The sequence below is a fragment of the Limnohabitans sp. INBF003 genome, from assembly GCF_055396645.1.
Window position 1 is genome coordinate 2,393,295 of sequence record NZ_AP029222.1, and the last position, 18,639, is coordinate 2,411,933.

General features: G+C 60.3%; 18 protein-coding genes. 3 read left to right on the top strand and 15 right to left on the bottom strand.

All coding sequences use genetic code 11. The annotated features are described in order from the left end of the window. Positions 1-496: 496 nt before the first annotated feature. The 10 genes from ACZ5VE_RS10910 to ACZ5VE_RS10955 all read right to left on the bottom strand — a co-directional run bounded on the left by ACZ5VE_RS10910 (position 497) and on the right by ACZ5VE_RS10955 (position 8,886). Positions 497-1,921 carry a DegQ family serine endoprotease gene (locus ACZ5VE_RS10910; protein ID WP_464457483.1) on the bottom strand — a complete coding sequence of 475 codons (1,425 nt, stop codon included), beginning with the start codon at positions 1,919-1,921 and terminating at the stop codon, positions 497-499. Between the two features lie 117 nt (positions 1,922-2,038). Next, positions 2,039-2,512: a hypothetical protein gene (locus ACZ5VE_RS10915; RefSeq protein WP_464455195.1), complete on the bottom strand. Its 474-nt coding sequence runs from the start codon at positions 2,510-2,512 to the stop codon at positions 2,039-2,041. Between the two features lie 25 nt (positions 2,513-2,537). Next, complete coding sequence (fabF, locus tag ACZ5VE_RS10920; protein ID WP_464455196.1) at positions 2,538-3,782, bottom strand: beta-ketoacyl-ACP synthase II; 1,245 nt, start codon at positions 3,780-3,782, stop codon at positions 2,538-2,540. A gap of 6 nt (positions 3,783-3,788) precedes the next feature. Next, positions 3,789-4,025: an acyl carrier protein gene (acpP, locus tag ACZ5VE_RS10925; RefSeq protein WP_019427049.1), complete on the bottom strand. Its 237-nt coding sequence runs from the start codon at positions 4,023-4,025 to the stop codon at positions 3,789-3,791. 62 nt (positions 4,026-4,087) lie between these two features. Then, on the bottom strand, positions 4,088-4,831 hold the full coding sequence (gene fabG / locus ACZ5VE_RS10930) for a 3-oxoacyl-ACP reductase FabG (RefSeq protein WP_108332085.1): 744 nt from the start codon (positions 4,829-4,831) through the stop codon (positions 4,088-4,090). Beyond that, entirely contained in the window at positions 4,828-5,778 is a 951-nt protein-coding gene (gene fabD, locus ACZ5VE_RS10935; protein ID WP_464455197.1) for an ACP S-malonyltransferase, read from the bottom strand. The genes fabG and fabD overlap by 4 nt, the downstream gene beginning before the upstream one ends. 91 nt (positions 5,779-5,869) lie before the next feature. Further along, positions 5,870-6,847, bottom strand: a complete 978-nt coding sequence (locus ACZ5VE_RS10940; protein ID WP_464455198.1) for a beta-ketoacyl-ACP synthase III — start codon at positions 6,845-6,847, stop codon at positions 5,870-5,872. Then, complete coding sequence (gene plsX, locus ACZ5VE_RS10945; protein ID WP_464455199.1) at positions 6,844-7,905, bottom strand: phosphate acyltransferase PlsX; 1,062 nt, start codon at positions 7,903-7,905, stop codon at positions 6,844-6,846. The genes ACZ5VE_RS10940 and plsX overlap by 4 nt, the downstream gene beginning before the upstream one ends. Positions 7,906-8,017: 112 nt before the next feature. Beyond that, the gene (gene rpmF / locus ACZ5VE_RS10950) at positions 8,018-8,200 is read right to left on the bottom strand and encodes a 50S ribosomal protein L32 (protein ID WP_005794249.1); all 183 of its coding nucleotides are present in this window, start codon (positions 8,198-8,200) and stop codon (positions 8,018-8,020) included. Positions 8,201-8,337: 137 nt separating this feature from the next. Beyond that, positions 8,338-8,886: a YceD family protein gene (locus ACZ5VE_RS10955; protein WP_464455200.1), complete on the bottom strand. Its 549-nt coding sequence runs from the start codon at positions 8,884-8,886 to the stop codon at positions 8,338-8,340. A 105-nt stretch (positions 8,887-8,991) separates the two neighbouring features. On the opposite strand from ACZ5VE_RS10955, the gene ACZ5VE_RS10960 reads away from it, so the two are divergent. After that, positions 8,992-9,558, top strand: coding sequence for a Maf family nucleotide pyrophosphatase (locus tag ACZ5VE_RS10960; RefSeq protein WP_464457484.1), 567 nt, complete (start codon positions 8,992-8,994; stop codon positions 9,556-9,558). Beyond that, on the top strand, positions 9,555-10,328 hold the full coding sequence (locus ACZ5VE_RS10965; RefSeq protein ID WP_464455201.1) for an SAM-dependent methyltransferase: 774 nt from the start codon (positions 9,555-9,557) through the stop codon (positions 10,326-10,328). The genes ACZ5VE_RS10960 and ACZ5VE_RS10965 overlap by 4 nt, the downstream gene beginning before the upstream one ends. A gap of 51 nt (positions 10,329-10,379) precedes the next feature. On the opposite strand, the gene ACZ5VE_RS10970 is transcribed toward ACZ5VE_RS10965, so the two are convergent. Genes ACZ5VE_RS10970 through ACZ5VE_RS10985 form a run of 4 tightly spaced genes read right to left on the bottom strand, consistent with a single transcriptional unit; the run spans position 10,380 to position 13,393 of the window. After that, on the bottom strand, positions 10,380-11,369 hold the full coding sequence (locus ACZ5VE_RS10970; RefSeq protein WP_464455202.1) for a S49 family peptidase: 990 nt from the start codon (positions 11,367-11,369) through the stop codon (positions 10,380-10,382). A 2-nt stretch (positions 11,370-11,371) separates the two neighbouring features. Continuing rightward, the gene (locus tag ACZ5VE_RS10975; protein WP_464455203.1) at positions 11,372-11,737 is read right to left on the bottom strand and encodes a Rieske (2Fe-2S) protein; all 366 of its coding nucleotides are present in this window, start codon (positions 11,735-11,737) and stop codon (positions 11,372-11,374) included. 14 nt (positions 11,738-11,751) lie between these two features. Beyond that, positions 11,752-12,420 carry an HAD family hydrolase gene (locus ACZ5VE_RS10980; RefSeq protein ID WP_464455204.1) on the bottom strand — a complete coding sequence of 223 codons (669 nt, stop codon included), beginning with the start codon at positions 12,418-12,420 and terminating at the stop codon, positions 11,752-11,754. Further along, complete coding sequence (locus ACZ5VE_RS10985; protein ID WP_464455205.1) at positions 12,392-13,393, bottom strand: RluA family pseudouridine synthase; 1,002 nt, start codon at positions 13,391-13,393, stop codon at positions 12,392-12,394. Before ACZ5VE_RS10985 ends, ACZ5VE_RS10980 begins: the two co-directional genes overlap by 29 nt. Positions 13,394-13,984: 591 nt before the next feature. Between ACZ5VE_RS10985 and ACZ5VE_RS10990 the strand changes: the two genes are divergently transcribed. Next, a complete protein-coding gene (locus ACZ5VE_RS10990; RefSeq protein WP_464455206.1) occupies positions 13,985-17,050 on the top strand; it encodes an Rne/Rng family ribonuclease in 3,066 nt (1,021 codons plus the stop codon). Between the two features lie 293 nt (positions 17,051-17,343). On the opposite strand, the gene ACZ5VE_RS10995 is transcribed toward ACZ5VE_RS10990, so the two are convergent. Continuing rightward, a complete protein-coding gene (locus ACZ5VE_RS10995; RefSeq protein ID WP_464455207.1) occupies positions 17,344-18,639 on the bottom strand; it encodes a heme biosynthesis HemY N-terminal domain-containing protein in 1,296 nt (431 codons plus the stop codon).

An 18,639-nucleotide genomic window follows, 5' to 3' on the forward strand; every position in this document is an offset into this window, starting at 1 on the left:
GCAACGTCTGCAAGTGTTTGTGGATCAAGGATCCGTAAAAGAAAAAAGGGCGCGTCTGGTGGTGACGCGCCCTGAACCAACAATCTATGGCAACTGCGATAGTTGGGACTTCATTGTAGGCAAATTGGCCCACGCGCACAGCCCCAAAAACACGTTTGACAGGTCGTTGCTGCTTTGCAACATGGACTTTATGCACACGTTATCCACAATCAACTGAATATCTGACTGAACAACTTGTGGGTCATCTGTGGATCACCGGTGGACTCCTGTGTGGAATCTCGCATCGTGAATTCACCCCTGCGCTTTATGCCATCAATCAATGGTCAAGACCCCTCATTTTAGCCAAATTCGTTATGAGAGCCCAGAAAAGTTAGTTGGCGCAAACTTTAAAAATCTTTTTAAAGATGCTCAAAATTTCTGGAGAGAGACCTGTGAAAGGCCTTAATTGAGCCCAATGCCCTGCCGGGCACTGTGGGCTCTTGACAAGTCTGCGCCTTCATTTGCCAGGTCGGATCAGCACATATTGCGCCCCATCGCCACGGCGTATGAGCACACTGATGGGCCGATTTTTGTCAACACGCGACATGATCAAGTCAAACTCCTTGAGTGATGTCACCTCGGCATTGGCAATGGCCAAGATCAGATCCCCTTCGCGGATGCCGGCGCGGGCAGCCATCTCCGTGGCAGCGTCTACACGCACACCACCGCGCACGCGAAACTCTTTCTTTTGCGCCTCGGTCAAATCACTCACCGCCAAACCCCAAGGCTGGCCGGTGGTTGCTGGTGTTTTTTTCTCAGCCGATGCTGCAACGACTTTTTCAGGCTCAATTTCAGCCACCGTGATGTTCAAGTCCTTGTGGCCACCACGACGGAACACCGTGATGCCCACTTTGCTGCCAGGCTTGGTGTTGCCGACCGCGCGCGGCAAATCGGCAGGCTTGTCAATCAACTTGCCATCAAAGCGCGTGATGATGTCGCCCGCTTCCAAGCCCGCTTTTTCTGCTGGTGAGCCTTCTTCGACACCACGCACCAGGACACCTTGCGCCTTGCCCAAACCAATGGACTCTGCCACCTCTTTGGTCACCGGCGCAATCTGAACCCCGATGCGTCCACGGCTGACACGGCCACTGGCGCGCAGTTGCTCACTGACGCGCATCGCCTCGTCCATGGGAATGGCAAACGAGATGCCCATGAAGCCCCCTGAACGGGAATAAATCTGGCTGTTGATGCCCACCACCTCACCACGCATGTTGATCAAGGGGCCTCCAGAGTTGCCGGGGTTGATCGCCACATCGGTCTGGATGAATGACAAGTAGTCGCCTGTGTCCCGCTGCTTGGCGCTGACGATGCCCGCAGTGACCGTGTTTTCCAGGCCGAAGGGCGAACCGATCGCCATGACCCATTCCCCCACACGCAAACGGCCCACATCGCCGACCTTCACGGCAGGCAAACCGGTCGCCTGAATCTTCACCACAGCCACATCGGTGCGCTTGTCGGCACCCACGATGCGGGCTTTGAACTCGCGTTTGTCGGTCAAGGTCACCAACACTTCGTCTGCGCCATCCACCACGTGCGCATTGGTCATGATGAAACCATCGGCGCTCAAGATGAAACCTGAGCCCACCCCTTTCGGCTGAGCCTCTTCTTGGGGTCTGTTTTGACGCGGCACTTGGCGCGGCGCATTGGGAATGGGCACCCCAAAAAAGCGCCGAAACAACTCCTGCATCTCTTCATCCGTGCCGCCGGGGTTGGTTTCAGTTGGGCGTGCTTTCTCAAGCGTGCGGATGTTCACCACCGAAGGCCCCACCTGCTCCACCAGCTCGGTGAAATCCGGTAAACCCCGCACCACAGCGCCCGGCCCTTGCGCCATGACGGCGCCAGGAACACCGAGGCCCAATGCGCCAACCAAGCCAGCCGTCATGACCACAGCGGCTGTACTTTTATTCCAAATGACTTTGAACACACCTGCCTCCTTGGGCTTTTAAAACCATCCGCTCAATCGCACACAAATGGTGGCAACATTTTCGACTTCAAGTCTTCAAAATGGATCACCGGCCTGATTGGCCCGCGTTTGGTCGGCCTTTGATCGCGAATATACCGCGCACCGCATACCGTGCCACATCTGAGGTGCATCGCGCCCATGCAACCAGGCAAAGCGGTGGGGCAAATGCCAAGGCGCATCGACAGGGAGAAGAACCAAGCCGAGAGCCGACCCGACATCCAGCAGCACCCGCAGCTGCGTCTCCACTTCCCCGCCTTTGGCATCACGCCACAGCCAGACCTCGCCCGTCCAGACCAAGCTGCCCGCAGTCAAAATGTCTCTTGTATTGGCGAACAGGGCAGCCGCAACAGAAAGGCCCCATGCCGCCCACGCCCACTTGAACCCCAAAGCGTCCGCGTGCGTCTGCCAGAACCCCAAACCCAATGCCCCACACAAAGCCAGCACCCACACCACTCGATGGCCCCAAACAAAACGCCCCACCGGGAAAACCACAGGTGGGGCGTTGTGCATGGTGGTGACCTTGCAAAAAGGCGGATCAGATGCGTTTGAACACCAGAGAACCGTTGGTGCCGCCAAAACCGAAGTTGTTTTTCAGGGCCACGTCGATTTTCATGTCGCGTGCCGTGTTGGCACAGTAGTCCAGATCACACTCGGGGTCGGGGTTGACCAGATTGATGGTCGGCGGCACTTTTTGGTGGTGCAGCGCCAACACGGTGAACACGCTCTCAATGCCGCCCGCGCCACCCAAGAGGTGACCGGTCATCGACTTGGTCGAGCTGACCACGGTTTTGTACGCGTGATCGCCCAAAGCCGCCTTGATGGCATTGGTTTCGTTGATGTCTCCCAGCGGCGTAGAGGTGCCGTGGGCGTTCAGGTAGTTGATCTGGTCGGCATTGACACCGGCATTGCGCATGGCGTTGACCATGGCACGGCGTGGGCCGTCCATGCTCGGCGCGGTCATGTGACCGGCGTCGGCGCTCATGCCATAACCACCCAGTTCGGCGTAAATCTTCGCGCCCCGGGCTTTGGCGTGTTCGTACTCTTCGAGCACCATCACACCAGCACCTTCGCCCAACACAAAACCATCACGGTCCTTGTCCCAGGGGCGAGACGCTGCTGTGGGATCGTCATTTCGGGTCGACAAAGCGCGCATGGCGGCAAAGCCACCCACACCCAGAGGCGACACACAAGCTTCAGAGCCGCCAGCGACCATCACATCCGCATCGCCGTATTCGATCAAACGACCGGCTTCGCCAATGGAGTGCAACCCTGTGGTGCAAGCAGTCACAACGGCCAAATTAGGGCCTTTGAAACCACTGCGCATCGACACATGGCCCGAGATCATGTTGATGATCGAGGCCGGGACGAAAAATGGGGAAATGCGACGCGCACCACGCGCCGTGTATTCGGTATGGGTGTCTTCGATCAGCGGCAAGCCGCCGATGCCCGAGCCAATCACCACACCCATGCGGCAAGCTTCATCTTCGGTCAGGGCATCGCCCGTGGGCAACCCGGAATCCTGAATGGCTTGGGCTGCAGCAGCCACGCCGTAGTGGATGAATCGGTCCATGGTTCTCGCCTCTTTGGCAGAGATGTAGGACTCGAGATCAAAGTTTTTGACTTCACCCGCAAACCGGCAGGCAATGGCTGAAGCATCAAAACGAGTGATCGGACCAATGCCGGACTGACCGGCAAGCAGGTTGGACCATGCATCAGCGACCGTGTTGCCCACGGGGCTGATACATCCCAAACCCGTGACAACAACGCGGCGCCGGGTCATCGTCGATCAGGCCTTCTTGCTTTGGGCGTAGTCGATCGCAGCTTGCACCGTGGTGATTTTTTCTGCGTCTTCGTCAGGAATCTCGATGCCGAACTCGTCTTCGAGTGCCATCACCAGTTCCACCGTGTCCAGGGAGTCGGCACCCAGATCGGCCACGAAGGCTTTTTCGTTGGTGACTTGTGACTCTTCAACGCCGAGTTGTTCGGCAATGATTTTCTTGACACGTGCTTCGATATCGCTCATGGGGTCCCTCTGAGGGTTGTGAAAAATGAAGATTTTACCTGTCCGGAAGGGGTTTCCGAAAATCAGGCCATGAACATGCCACCATTGACATGCAATTCTTGTCCGGTGACATAGCCTGCGTGCGTTCCGGCCAGGTAGGCCACCGCATGGGCGATGTCGTCGGGTTTGCCCAGATGACCCAGAGGAATCTGGCCCAGCAAGGCTTTTTGTTGTTCTTCGGGCAGGCTGGCGGTCATGTCGGTTTCGATGAAACCGGGGGCCACGCAGTTCACGGTGATGTTGCGGCTGCCCAGCTCGCGGGCCAGCGCACGGGTCATGCCCGCCACACCGGCCTTGGCCGCCGCGTAGTTGGCCTGGCCAGGGTTGCCCGAGGCACCCACCACGCTGGTGATGCTGATGATGCGGCCGTAGCGCTGCTTCATCATCGGGCGGATCACGGCACGGCTCATGCGGAACACCGCCTTGAGGTTGGTGTCGAGCACCGCGTCCCAGTCGTCGTCTTTCATGCGCATGGCCAGCGTGTCACGGGTGATGCCCGCGTTGTTGACCAGCACCTGCAAGCCGCCGTGCTCTTTGACAATGGCGTCGATCAGGGCTTCGCCTGCGGCAGCGTCATTGACATTCAGGTTGGCCCCCCGGCTGCCCGGGAAGGCCGACAGGGCTTGGCTGATTTTGGCGGCACCGTCGTCGCTGGTGGCGGTGCCAATGACCACATAACCGGCTTTGGCCAAATGCAATGCAATCGCTGCACCAATGCCTCGGGACGCGCCTGTGACCAGTGCAATCTGTTTTTGTGCTTCGCTCATGCCAACATTCCTTTCACTTCGGCCAAGGTGGCGGGGTCGTACAGCGCCACGCCGTTCAATTCCGCGTCAATCCGCTTGGTCATGCCCGCCAACACCTTGCCGGGGCCGCACTCGACCAGGGTGGTCACACCACGGGCCTTGATGGCCTGCACGCATTCGACCCAGCGCACCGGGCCAAAGGCCTGACGGTACAGCGCATCGCGGATGCGGTCGGCGTCGGTTTCGATGGCCACGTCGATGTTGTTGAGCACCGGAATCTGCGGCACACCCAAAGTCAGGGTGGCCAGCTTCTCGCGCAGCTTCTCGGCGGCGGGCTTCATCAGGCTCGAATGGAACGGTGCCGACACTGGCAGCAGCAATGCACGCTTGGCCCCCATGCCCTTGAGCACTTCGCAGGCTTTGTCCACGGCGGCCTTGCTGCCCGCAATCACGGTTTGCGCCGCGTCGTTGAAATTCACGGCTTCCACCACTTCAACGCTGTCAGCGGCGAATGTGGCTTGCGCTGCTTTGCAGCCTTCGATGACTTTGTCAGAGGCCAAACCCAAAATGGCGGCCATGGCACCCACGCCCACGGGCACGGCTTCCTGCATGGCGGCAGCGCGCAGGCGCACCAGCGGCGCGGCTTGTGTGAGCGTCAAAACGCCCGAGGCCACCAAAGCGGTGTATTCGCCCAGCGAGTGACCAGCCACCACGGAGGGCTTGGCACCGCCTTCGGCCAGCCAGGCACGGTAAGCAGCCACGGCCGACACCAGCATCACGGGCTGGGTGTTGGTGGTCATGGCCAGCGCTTCCTTGGGGCCTTCGTGGATCAGTTGGGCCACGTCTTCGCCCAGGGCGTCCGAGGCTTCTTTCAGGGTTTCAAGCACCACGGGGTGGTCACCCCAAGCGTCAAGCATGCCCACCGATTGGGAGCCCTGACCGGGAAAAACAAAAGCAAATGAGGTCATGTGCAAATTTTTTGTATCTGGAAAGAATCCGGGAAAGTCAGAAGGGGTGTACCGCGCATCACTGACCCGGGCCTGTCAAATCAAGCGCAAATCAATAACGCAGGAGCACCGAGCCCCAGGTGAAGCCGCCGCCCACGCCTTCGAGCATGAGGGTCTGCCCGCGCTGGATGCGCCCGTCGCGCACGGCGGTGTCCAGCGCCAGCGGAATCGAGGCGGCCGAGGTGTTGCCGTGCTGATCGACGGTCACCACCACTTTGTCCGAAGACATCTTCAACTTCTTGGCCGTGCTTTGCATGATGCGGATGTTGGCCTGGTGCGGGATCAGCCAATCGATGTCGGCATCGGTCAGGTTGGCCTTGGCCAAGCTGGCGCGGGCGGTTTCTTCGAGCACGCCCACGGCCAGTTTGAACACGGCCTGGCCGTCCATCTTGAGGACCGGGTCGCCCAGAATGCCGCCCTTGTTGACGTGACCGGGCACACACAGGATGTCCTTGTGCTTGCCGTCGGCATGCAAGTCGGTGGCCAAAATGCCGGGTTGGTCAGACGCTTCGAGGATGACCGCGCCAGCGCCGTCGCCGAACAGCACGCAGGTCGTGCGGTCCTTGAAGTCGAGGATGCGGCTGAACACTTCCGAGCCGATCACCAAAGCGCGTTTGGCCGAACCCGACTGGATCATCGAATCGGCGATCGTCAGTGCATAAATGAAGCCGCTGCACACAGCTTGCACGTCAAACGCCGGGCAGCCCGCAGTGCCCAGCTTGTGCTGCACCATGGTGGCCACCGACGGGAACACCATGTCGGGCGTGGAGGTGGCCACGATGATCAGGTCAAGATCATCGGCACCGATGCCTGCGGCGGCCAGCGCATGACGGGCGGCTTCGGTGGCCAAATCGCTGCAGCCTTGGTGGTCAGCGGCAAAGTGGCGGGCACGGATGCCGGTGCGCTCAACGATCCAGTCGTCAGAGGTTTCAACGCCCTGCTGCGCCAGTTGGGCAGCCAGATCGGCATTGGTCAGGCGGTTATCCGGCAGGTAGCTGCCGGTGCCCAGAATGCGGGAATAAATTCTCATGGTGTGGTGACCGCTTCTGAGCGCTCGGCCTGCGCACCCATCAACAAGGGGGCGGCATGCGCGATGCGTTCACGAACGCGATCCAGCAATTGGTTTCGGCCTGCATCATAAGCCCGGTTCAGGGCGGTCTCGAAAGCGATCTCGTCGGCCGAGCCATGGCTTTTGAACACCAGACCGCGCAAACCCAGCAAGGCCGCGCCGTTGTAACGGCGGTGATCGACGCGGTGTTTGAATGCGGTTAGCACCGGATAAGCCAAAAGCGCTGCAATTTTCGTGAAGATATTGCGAGAAAACTCGTTTTTCAGAAAACCACCAATCATCGTGGCCAGGCCTTCGCTGGCCTTGAGCGCCACATTGCCGACAAAACCATCACAGACCACGATGTCCACCGTGCCCTTGAAAATGTCATTGCCTTCGACGTTGCCGTGGAAGTTCAGATCGCCCGAACTGGCCGCAGAACGCAGCAGTTCGCCCGATTTTTTGATGATGTCATTGCCCTTGATGGCTTCTTCGCCAATGTTGAGCAGGCCCACCGTGGGGTTTTGCTTGTCTTGCAAAACCGAGACCAGCGCAGAGCCCATGACCGCAAACTGCAACAAATGCTCGGGCGTGCAGTCCACATTGGCCCCCAGATCAAGCATGGTGGTGCCGCCGCCCTTAAAGTTGGGCATTTGGCCCGCAATGGCCGGGCGGTCAATGCCGTCCATGGTTTTGAGCACATAGCGGGCAATCGCCATCAGAGCACCGGTGTTGCCCGCCGAGACAGCGGCCGCGGCTTTGCCATCACGAACCTGCTCAATGGCCACGCGCATGGACGAGTCTTTTTTCTTGCGCAGCGCCACCTCGAGCGGATCGTCCATCTCCACCACTTCGGTGGCGGCCACCACTTCAGCGCGGGGATCGGCAAAACCTGCCAGTGCCTCTGCACGCCCCACCAGCAACAGCCGGGCATCGGGGTGGGTCGACAAAAAGCAGCGGCAAGCCGCCAGCGTGATGCGGGGGCCGTGGTCGCCGCCCATGCAATCGACAGCCAGAGTGATCGGGGTGGGCGAAGTCATGGAATCCTTGGGCTCAAAACCGGGCAATACAAAGCGAAAGCCACAAAAACAAAAGCCCGATGCTACTTACAAAGTAGCGCCGGGCCTCTTGAGGCTTGAGGGCTGACGCCGATCAGGCTTCTGACTTGTTTTTCAGCACTTGGCGACCACGGTAGAAACCGTTGGGGCTGATGTGGTGACGCAGGTGTGTTTCGCCAGTGGTTGGCTCGACAGCGATGCCCGGCACATTCAGGGCATTGTGCGAACGGTGCATACCGCGCTTGGAAGGCGACTTTTTGTTTTGCTGAACAGCCATGATGGCTCCTTGGAAGCTTGGAGGCCGCGCAAATGAAGACGCAGCGTCTGGTTAATGAGAATGTCACCCAGCAGAACTGGGCGAAGCCGCTAATTATAGCCTAAGCCGAGTCCTTTTGGAAGAGCCTCGTTTTGCACTCACTTGAGTTTGCCCGTTTTAAGGCCTGCCAAAACACCAAACGGGTTAGGACGCTCAGCCGCCACTTCAAACTCGGGGTCGACTGCGGACATGGGCACGGTTTCGGGGCAAACTTCGTGCAAAGGGACCAAAGGCAAGGACAAAATCAACTCGTCCTCGACCAATGCCAAAGCATCAAAGTCACGGCTGATCACCAAAATATCTTCTTCCGCTTCGTCATCCAGGGCTGCTGCCGTGGCCTCATCGACCACAAAACGGAACGAACGCTCCGCATGCACCGTTTCCAGCACGGGCGTCAGGCAGCGCTGGCATTGGATGGGCAAGTTCACCGAAGCCCGCAAGTCCAGCCAAATTTGGTCAACACCACCCGACTGAGGCACCAAACGGCCTTGCAAAGCCCAAACCACTGGGCCAGCGGGCATGGCTGTGCCCCATTGCTCTTGCGCCAAGCGCACCCAATCGACCAAAAGGCCCTCGCCCTTCAGGCTGATGGCATCGCGGGCAAAAGACAACACATCCAAGTGTTGAGGGTCTAATTTTTTTTCCATGGCTGCAGTGTAAGAGAATCACCCATCCGAATTTCACCTTGGGTTTGCGTTTTGACACCGACTTCCGCCCCTGCACCCTCCAGCGCCCCTTCCAGCCGACAAGTCGTGCTGGGCTCCACCTCGCGCTACCGTCGCGAGCTGCTCACACGCCTGCGCATCCCGTTCAGTGTGACCGCACCCGACGTGGACGAAACCCCTGCGCCCGGCGAATCTCCGCGCGAACTTGCGCTGCGTCTGGCTTTGGCCAAAGCCCAGGCTGTGGCTGCGTTGCATCCCGAGGCGGTGGTCATCGGCTCGGACCAAGTGGCCGATTTGGCAGGCCAGCCTTTGGGCAAACCCGGTGAACACGACCGTGCTGTGCAGCAACTGCGCCAAATGCGGGGGCAAACCGTCATTTTTCAAACTGCGCTGGCCGTGGTCTGCCTGGCCACCGGCTTTGAACAAGTCGATCTGGCCGAAGTGAAGGTGGTGTTTCGCGACCTGAGTGACGACGAAATTGAAAACTACTTGCAAGCAGAAAAACCCTACGACTGCGCAGGCAGCGCCAAAAGCGAAGGCTTGGGCATTGCCTTGCTGGAATCCATCGAGAACGACGATCCGACCGCCTTGGTCGGTTTGCCCCTCATCCGCACAGCCCGCCTGCTGCGCCAAGCTGGAGTGAAGCTGCTGTGAACACCCCCAAGCCACTCAAAGGTCGCCTGTTTTTGGTGCCAACCCCCCTGGACTTTGGCTGCACCGAACAAGCGCCCATCACCGATGTGCTGCCCAGCAACACCTTGGCCACTGCGGCCAGCATCCAGCATTGGGTCTGCGAAAACGCCAAAACCACCCGCGCATTCCTCAAACGCGTGGGTGAAACCCACCCGCTGATCGCCCCCTTGCCCGAGCAAACGATCACCGAACTGCCGCGCCATGTGCACAAAAAAGGCGATCACCAATCCGGCTTTGACGGCAAACCCTTGCTGGCCGCCGCTTTGCAAGGACACGATGTGGGCCTGATCAGCGAAGCGGGCATGCCTGCCGTGGCCGACCCCGGCAGCTCGGTGGTGCGCGCGGCGCATGATCTGGGCTTGACCGTGGTGCCCTTGGTCGGCCCGGTGTCTTTGTTGCTGGCCTTGGCCGCCAGTGGGCTCAACGGCCAAAACTTTGCGTTTGTGGGCTACCTGCCGCAAGACGCCGCCGAACGCGCCGCACGCCTGAAACAGCTGGAATCGCTGGCGCTGAAAACCGGTCAGACCCAGCTGTGGATCGAAACGCCCTACCGCAACGCCGCCATGCTCAGCGGCCTGCTGCAAAGCCTGCAGGCCAACACGCGCTTGGCGATTGCCAGCGGACTGACACTGCCGTCAGCCCAGATTCAAAGCCACACGGTGGCGCAATGGAAAAAGGGCCTGAAAGGCCCGGACGGTCACACGCCAGCGGTCTACGCCATCGGCCCCTGAAAAACCAAGGGACCCGAAGGGGCCCCTTTGAATCGGTGTCAATCGAAAGTTTCAGCGCAGGCTGGCACCCATGCGCAAGGCGTGCACAGCCCCCTCGCCCACCGCAGCACCAAAGCGCTTGGCCAGACGCTCGGCCACATTTTCACGCTGGGTGTAGTCCACCACATCGGGGGACTTGACCACGTCACGGGCGACGCCATCCAGGCTGCCCAACGCATCGGCCAGGCCCATGTCCACCGCCTGTTGGCCACTCCAGAACAGGCCACTGAACATCTCGGGCGTTTCTTTCAAGCGATCGCCACGCCCTTTTTTGACCACCTCAATGAACTGGGCGTGAATTTGGTCCAACATGGCCTGGGCGTGTTTGCGCTGGGCCTCGGTCTGCGGGCTGAACGGGTCCAGAAAACCCTTGTTGGCCCCGGCCGTCATCAGGCGGCGCTCAATGCCCAGCTTGTCCATCAGGCCCGTGAAACCGAACCCGTCCATCAGCACCCCGATGCTGCCCACGATGCTGGCCTTGTCCACATAAATCTTGTCGGCTGCCGCAGCAATGTAATAAGCCGCCGAGGCGCAAGACTCTTCCACCACCACATAAATCGGCTTGTTGTGCAAGGCCTTCAGGCGGCGAATCTCGTCGTTGATGAGGCCCGCTTGAACCGGGCTGCCGCCGGGCGAGTTGATCAGCAGCACCAAGGCCTGTGAGCCCGAGTCTTCCAGCGCACTGCGCATGGCCGCCATGACGTTCTCGGCACTGCCTTCGCCTTCGGAGCCGATTTCACCCCGGATCGACACCATGGCCGTGTGCGGCAAACTGGGGTTGGTGGTGGGGGTGTTGAAGCTGAAAATCTGCCAAAACAACACCGACAGAAACACCAACCAAACCACACGCAAACCGTTTTTCCAGCGGCGTGCCGATTGCTGCTCACGCAAGGCGGCAAACGCCAATTGCTCCAAGGCCTGTCGCTCCCAACCCGGTTGATCGGACACGGAAGACGGGGTGGAGGAAGCTGGGGCGGACGCGTTGTCCTGAGGGTCTTGCATGGTCAAAATTCAAGGGGTTTCAAGTTGTAGGCAGTATGCCAGTGAACCACACCGTCCCGCTCTGAAAGGTCTATTTTCACAAGGCCGCCGCGGCAAGGCCCGCCAGAGCATGCCCCTGTATCGGGCTGGTAAGTGGCGCCGTGTGTGGCACACATCAACCAGCGGCCGGTGCCGTCAAAAAATCGGTCTGGCTGGTAGTCCATCTCCATGGCCACATGGGTGCAGCGGTTCAGGTAGGCATGCACCTGGCCCTGGTAACGGATGGCAAAGGCCCGGCAGGTCTGTCCGGCATAAACGATGTCAAACGGCACAGCGCGGCCACCATTGACCAAATCTGCACTGTTGCACAAAGGGACCATCGGCTCCATGAAGGGCTCCTCGTTCAGGCGTTTTGCAACAACCAATCGTGCAAATCACGCACGCTGTGCGCCACATGGCGCGGGTTCAACGCATGAAAGGCGTCAGGTTCGTGCGCACCATAACTGACACCCACGCTGGCACAACCTGCATTCACGGCCATTTGCAAATCGTGCGTCGTGTCCCCGATCATCAAGGTGCGCTCAGGGTCCACGCCAAACTCGCGCATCAGTTCATGCAACATCAATGGATGGGGCTTGCCTGCTGTCTCGTCTGCCGTGCGCGAACCGTCAAACCGGTGGCGCAACTCCACCGCCTGCAAGGCCTCGTTCAAGCCCTGACGGCTTTTGCCCGTGGCCACCGTCACCCAATGGTGCCTGGCTTTCAGGTCATCCAGCAAATCGAGCACGCCGTCAAACAGGCTGATGTCGTTTTGGTGCTGGATGTAATGGTGGCGGTAACGCTCACCCAACGCCGGGTACTTGTCTTTCGGCACATCGGGCGCGGCGTGGGCCAAGGCGGGCATGAGCGCCATGCCGATCACATAAGAAGCGGCTTCACGCGTGGGCTCCTGCCCACCCACATCGACCACCGCCCGCTGAATGCAGCGGGTGATGATGGCGGTGGAGTCGAACAGCGTGCCATCCCAATCGAAGGCAATCAGGTCAAACTGGCGGGGTCTTGCGTTGGGCATGGTCTACGTACGCTTTCAATTCAGAGGGTAAATCGGCTTGCAGGGCGACGCGCTCGGCCGTCACCGGGTGGTTGAACTGCAAACGCCAGGCATGCAAAAACATGCGTTTCAGGCCCGGGTTGGCACCGGGCTTTTGCAACTGGCGATTCCATTCGAAGTCGCCGTATTTGTCGTCGCCCGCAATCGGGTGGCCTTGCGAAGACAAATGCACCCGGATCTGGTGGGTGCGACCTGTCTTGATGGTCACTTCCAGCAAAGTGGCTCCCGGCAAACGCTGGGACACCTTGACCAAGGTGATGGACCGCATGCCTTCCGGGTCTTCCGGCGTGGTCACCCGCACACGGCGTTCGCCATCGGGCAGCAAAAATTTGTGCAGCGGCTGGTCGATCACCTTGAGTTTGGGGGGCCAGTCGCCCTTGACCAGGGCCAGATAGGTCTTGCCGGTTTCGCGCTCGCGGAACTGGTCTTGCAGGTGCTTCAAGGCGCTGCGCTTTTTGGCCACCAGCAAAATCCCGCTGGTGTCGCGGTCCAGCCGGTGCACCAGCTCCAGCAATTTGGCCTCTGGGCGGGCCTGGCGCAATTGCTCGATCACGCCAAAGCTGACCCCCGAGCCACCGTGCACCGCAACGCCAGACGGCTTGTTAATCGCCATCAGACTGTCATCTTCCAGCAAGAGCGGAAATTCACGACCCGGCGCAGGATGTGCGGCCTTTTCGGCTACTTTTTCAGAAACCCGTACCGGCGGCAAACGCACCTCATCACCGGTTACAACCCGGGTCTCGGCCGAGGCTCGGCCCTTGTTGATGCGCACTTCGCCGCTGCGGATGATGCGGTAGACGTGGGTTTTGGGCACGCCTTTGAGGTGGCGCATCAAAAAGTTGTCCAAACGCTGACCGGCCGACTCTTCGTCCACCAACAACCATTTGACGGCAGGCGTTGTAGTGGCGGACTTGGCCCCTATAATGTGATTCACTGGCAATTGGCTGTAAGTGGTTGATTCAAATGGAAATGAATTCCTGAAGACAGGAGTTTAGTCCACCACCACCGCGCCAAACCAGATGGTCGATGCCACCCTCGGCACGATTTGCAGACTGAAGGCCAACGCCAACAGTGGCCAATCGCCCCGGAGGTTGGGCCGACGCCCAGAAACCCAGATACGGAATACCCCAAGTTCAGCAGCCCTTCAGGCTGTTGGACGGATCAAAGCGAGATGGTTGTGTTGTTCGGAACTTTGCTGATGTGGTTGGAGTGGCTCACGAAGCCAGGCTCCACTGTCACGCCTTGTGCCCGGCAGTTTGTCTTGGACACCGGGGGAAGCCCCCGGCAGTGGACGAATCTTTGCACGCCTTTTGCCTCGCCCCATCCACGCGCCACGATCCCCATTCCTGTGCTCACGCACGGCTGAATGTCGATCACCTTCGGCAATTCCCTTCGTTTCAGGCGTCAGCTCCGGCAACGGAGGCTTTGAGATTCCCAGGAATCCAGAGCCAGTTGTGTAAACAGGTTCCAGACAGCAGGCATTTTTCTGCACTGGGGCCAACGCTGACAAGAGAAGGAACGCATCATGAAACGGATGCTGATCAACGCCACGCAAGCTGAAGAGCGCCGCCTGGCCATCGTCGATGGACAAAAACTCCTCGACTACGAAATCGAAATCGAAGGCCGCGAACAGCGCAAGGGCAACATCTACCAAGCGGTGGTGACCCGAGTCGAGCCCTCGCTCGAAGCCTGCTTTGTGGACTACGGCGAAGACCGCCACGGCTTTTTGCCTTTCAAGGAAATCTCGCGCCAATATTTTGCTGAAGGCGTGTCCGTCAGCCAGGCCCGCATCCAGGACGTCATCAAAGAAGGCCAGTCCCTTTTGGTGCAGGTCGAAAAGGAAGAGCGCGGCAACAAGGGCGCGGCCCTGACCACCTTCGTCAGCCTGGCTGGTCGTTATGTGGTGCTCATGCCCAACAACCCCCGTGGCGGTGGCGTCAGCCGCCGCATCGAGGGCGACGACCGGGCCGAGCTCAAAGAAGCCATGGACCAGCTGGAATATCCAAAAGGCATGTCCATCATCGCGCGCACCGCAGGCATTGGCCGCTCCGCGCCCGAACTGCAGTGGGACCTGAACTACTTGCTCAAACTCTGGACCGCCATCGACGGCGCCTCCAAAGGCGGCAAGGGTGCTTTCCTGATTTACCAAGAATCGTCGCTGGTCATCCGCGCGATTCGCGACTATTTCAACAACGACATCGGCGACATCCTCATCGACACCGATGACATCTATGACCAGGCTCAGCAGTTCATGAGTCACGTCATGCCCGAGTTTGCGAACCGCGTGAAGCGCTACCGCGACGACGCGCCGCTGTTCAGCCGCTTCCAGATCGAGCACCAGATCGAGTCAGCCTACGCCCGTACCGTGCAACTGCCTTCGGGCGGCGCCATTGTGATCGACCACACCGAAGCTTTGGTGTCGGTGGACGTCAACTCAGCCCGCGCCATCAAGGGCGGTGACATCGAAGAAACCGCGACCCGCACCAACCTGGAAGCCGCTGACGAAGTGGCCCGCCAAATGCGTTTGCGCGACTTGGGTGGCCTGATCGTGATCGACTTCATCGACATGGAAGAGTCGAAGAACCGTCGCGAAGTGGAAAACCGCCTGCGCGACGCCCTGCGCCAGGACCGCGCCCGCGTGCAGTTTGGCACCATCAGCAAATTCGGCCTCATGGAAATGAGCCGCCAGCGCTTGAAGCCCGCCTTGTCCGAAGGTGCGTCCATCCCCTGCCCACGTTGCGGCGGCGCTGGCCACATCCGCGACACCGAAAGCTCGGCGCTGCAAATTTTGCGCATCATCCAGGAAGAGTCCATGAAGGACAACAGCGCCGCTGTGCACGCCCAAGTGCCCGTCGAAGTCGCGTCTTTCCTGCTGAACGAAAAGCGCTCCGAGATCGCCAAGATCGAACTGCAGCAACGCATCAACGTGCTGCTGGTGCCCAACAAGTCGCTGGAAACACCGCACTACAAGCTGGAGCGCCTGAAGCACGACGATCCACGCCTGGACCGCATCGAAGCCAGCTACAAGATGGCCGAAGAGATCGAAGACGCGACCACCGTGACACGCCGCTCGCAAGAGCCCACCAACAAGCAAACGCCCGTCATCAAGGGCGTGTTGCCTGATGCACCCGCGCCGATTGCACCGGTCAAGCCCGAAGCCCCGGTGGCAGCAGCCAAGCCTGCTCGCAAAGCTGCAGCAGCCCCCGTGGTCGCTCCGGCAGCCACAGGTGGTTTCTTTGGCTGGTTGAAAAACCTGTTCGGTGGCAGCGCCACTGAAGCAGCGCCAGCATCGGTTGGCAAGAAAGACGAGAAAGCACGCGAAGGCCGTGAAGGCCGCAATGGCGAGCGCCGCAATGAAGGCCGTGATGGTGAACGCCGTGAAGGCGGTCGCGATGGTCGCCGTGGTGGTCGTGATGGCCGCCGTGGTGAACGCAGCGAAGGTGCTACCGGTGAAATCCGTGCACCCCGCGAAGGTGGTCGCCGCGGTGAAGGCCGTGGAGAAAGCCGCGCAGAAGGCCGCAACGAATTGCGTGAAGGCGAAGCCCGCCCCGCACGCGGCGAACGTGCTGAGCGTGGTGAACGCACAGAGCGTCCTGCAGGCGAGCGCGCCCCGCGTGAAGGCCGTCGCGATGGTCGTGGCGAGAACCGCCATGAAGGCAGAAACGAAGGCCGCAGCGATGCAACACCCGAGTTGAACGCCGATGGCACTGAAGTGCGCAACGAACGCGCACCCCGTGGCGAAGGCCGTGGCGAGGGTCGCCGTGAACGCGGCGAGCGCGGTGGCGAAGGCCGTCGCGAACGTGGTGAGCGTGGTGGCGAACGCCGCCAGGCTGACAACGCCTCCAGCGAAAACAACGCCCCTGAAACAGAGCTGATCGTCGCCGAAGGACAAGAAGCCCAAGCCACCCCAGAAGGCGGTACACCGTCTGACAACAACGGTGAACGCCGTGAGCGCCGCTCGCGTGACCGTTACGGCCGTGACCGCCGCGAACGTGCAGGTGAACCGCGCCAAGACAACGCAGGCGAAGAAAGCCAAGCCGATGTGAACGCAACACCCGTTGCTGCCGAAGCCAACAGCGAAGACCGCCCTGCGCCACGCTCTTACTTTGAGCGTGCGCAGCAAGCATCGGCCGCACCAGCAGCCGAAGTGCCAGCCGAAGCACCTGTTGCTGTGGCCGCTGAAGCCGTGTCCGCACCGACGCCTGAAGCGGCTCCTGCACCCGCACCTGCCGCTGTGGCAGAAGCGCCTGTGGCCACAAGCCCGGCAGCCCCTGTCGCCGTGGCCCCTGTGGTGCACGCACCCGTGGCCGCGCCAACAGCACCCGCCCCCGCAGCAGCGCGCGCAGGCTTGCCTTCCGTGGCCAGCTACACGCTGCAAATCGACAGCCTGCACCAGGTGGCGCAAGGCTCCGGCCTGGTCTGGGTGAACTCGGATGCCGACAAGGTGGCCGCCGTCCAGGCCGCCATCGCTGCCGAACCCAAGCCAGTCCGCGTGCCGCGTGAGCGTCCACCAGCGGTGGTGCTGGATGACGGCCCATTGGTTCTGGTGGAAACACGCAAAGACCTGAAACAGCTGAACGTGCCGTTCTGACCCTCCAGGTCAAGCGCTCATGGCGCTTCGAAAAACCGGGCTACTCGCCCGGTTTTTTTTCGCCTGAAGTCCATCGCCATAAAGAGCGGAGCGCGCCACAGTTTGATTTGAGGACAACGAAAAGAACCCAGCCTTCGCCTGGCCGAGGCTGGTCACGAAACAGGATTCAGTGGAATAGCACGAACTTGTTCATGCCCCGCACCATGAAACGCCATGGAGCGCCTTGGGTCACCTTGCCCGCACAAGTCTGACAGCACCATCACACAAACACTGCCCCCAAAAGCAGGAATGGCTCAGTTCGAGGAAACCAGTGCAGCTTGCTTCCAGGCCGCTGCAGCGGCGACAGGCTCTTGGCTCTGCTCAGCCAACTCGGCCAAGGCGCACCAGGCTTTGCGCTTCAATGCCGGGCTCTGCAAACCCTTGACCGCTTGGGCCAACAGGCTTTGCGCCTTGCCCCACAGCTGGTGACGCAAGCACACCATGCCCGCCAAATACTGCAAGCGTGCATCTTGGGGTTGGGCTTGTTGCGCGACCTCGACCCGGGCCAGCCACTGCCGGGCATCGGCAGCCTGTGTATCTGCCAAGCAGACTTCCATGGCTTGCACCATGCGCGCCAACTGATCGGGTGTCCAGTTCCGTTGCGGCGATTGCAAAGGGGCCCACAAAGGCTGAAGCCAAGGCTGTGCCATGGCACCGGCCCCACCCAAAGCCACAAAGCGCAAAGCGACCTCTGCGGCCAAGTCAGGCATCGCCCGTTGCGCCGAGGTCAGATGGAGCCACATGCGCTGAACAGCCTGCGCATCGTGCAAATGCGACAGCCATTCCAAAATAAGGCCGCGTACCAGACTGTCAGCGGTTGCAGGCGTGAAAGCACGGTGTTTGGCCAGCAAAACTGCCGTGTCCAGCGCCTGTGCGGGCTGGCCAGCCAACCGGGCCGCCTTGAGCTGCAGGCGCATGGCCACCATGCGGCGCCCCAAGGCCGAAGGCAAACTCGTCAAAAGGCTCAGGCTGCCTGCGGCATCCCGGTCATCCAGCAGCCAGCGCGCAGCACGCAGCTGAGCGCCTTCGGTCAAAGCCTGGCGTTCAGAAGACTGACCCTGCTTGGCCGCCTCCAGGGCTTCTTGCAAATGGGTTTGCCGCACATCGCGGTCTTGCAAAGCATGCGCCGATTCGGCCACCATGATGTGCGCCACCGTGCGCAAAGCCACCGCATGGTCGAGCTGGAGACCGGCATCTTTCAGGCGTGCTTCTTTGTCAAGGGCCGACTGCGCGGCTTTGCGGGCACGCAAAAAACGCCCAGCCATGAAGTTGCTGATCGATTCGAGCAAGGCCGCATGAGCAGCCCGTTCTTTTTGCTGCAAGCGCCAGCGCTGGGCTTGCTTAGGCAAAGACAGCAAGGCCGACAAAGCCTGCTGGGCCAACACCACCACCAGCACCACCAAACCCAGCATCAACAGCACCAGATTGAGTGAGAAGTCGACCCGGTAAGGCATCAGGAAAAACGCCACCGTGCCGTTGTTGTGCCAAGCCAGCCAGGCCGCGGCCACAGCCAAAGAAAACAAACTGATGAGCCAAAGTGCTGCGCGCAT

Coding starts and splice junctions, on each gene's coding strand:
- ACZ5VE_RS10910 (WP_464457483.1), bottom strand. CDS start 1,921: ATGACGGCTGGCTTGGTTGGCGCATTGGGCCTCGGTGTTCCTGGCGCC.
- ACZ5VE_RS10915 (WP_464455195.1), bottom strand. CDS start 2,512: ATGCACAACGCCCCACCTGTGGTTTTCCCGGTGGGGCGTTTTGTTTGG.
- fabF (WP_464455196.1), bottom strand. CDS start 3,782: ATGACCCGGCGCCGCGTTGTTGTCACGGGTTTGGGATGTATCAGCCCC.
- acpP (WP_019427049.1), bottom strand. CDS start 4,025: ATGAGCGATATCGAAGCACGTGTCAAGAAAATCATTGCCGAACAACTC.
- fabG (WP_108332085.1), bottom strand. CDS start 4,831: ATGAGCGAAGCACAAAAACAGATTGCACTGGTCACAGGCGCGTCCCGA.
- fabD (WP_464455197.1), bottom strand. CDS start 5,778: ATGACCTCATTTGCTTTTGTTTTTCCCGGTCAGGGCTCCCAATCGGTG.
- ACZ5VE_RS10940 (WP_464455198.1), bottom strand. CDS start 6,847: ATGAGAATTTATTCCCGCATTCTGGGCACCGGCAGCTACCTGCCGGAT.
- plsX (WP_464455199.1), bottom strand. CDS start 7,905: ATGACTTCGCCCACCCCGATCACTCTGGCTGTCGATTGCATGGGCGGC.
- rpmF (WP_005794249.1), bottom strand. CDS start 8,200: ATGGCTGTTCAGCAAAACAAAAAGTCGCCTTCCAAGCGCGGTATGCAC.
- ACZ5VE_RS10955 (WP_464455200.1), bottom strand. CDS start 8,886: ATGGAAAAAAAATTAGACCCTCAACACTTGGATGTGTTGTCTTTTGCC.
- ACZ5VE_RS10970 (WP_464455202.1), bottom strand. CDS start 11,369: ATGCAAGACCCTCAGGACAACGCGTCCGCCCCAGCTTCCTCCACCCCG.
- ACZ5VE_RS10975 (WP_464455203.1), bottom strand. CDS start 11,737: ATGGAGCCGATGGTCCCTTTGTGCAACAGTGCAGATTTGGTCAATGGT.
- ACZ5VE_RS10980 (WP_464455204.1), bottom strand. CDS start 12,420: ATGCCCAACGCAAGACCCCGCCAGTTTGACCTGATTGCCTTCGATTGG.
- ACZ5VE_RS10990 (WP_464455206.1), top strand. CDS start 13,985: ATGAAACGGATGCTGATCAACGCCACGCAAGCTGAAGAGCGCCGCCTG.
- ACZ5VE_RS10995 (WP_464455207.1), bottom strand. CDS start 18,639: ATGCGCGCAGCACTTTGGCTCATCAGTTTGTTTTCTTTGGCTGTGGCC.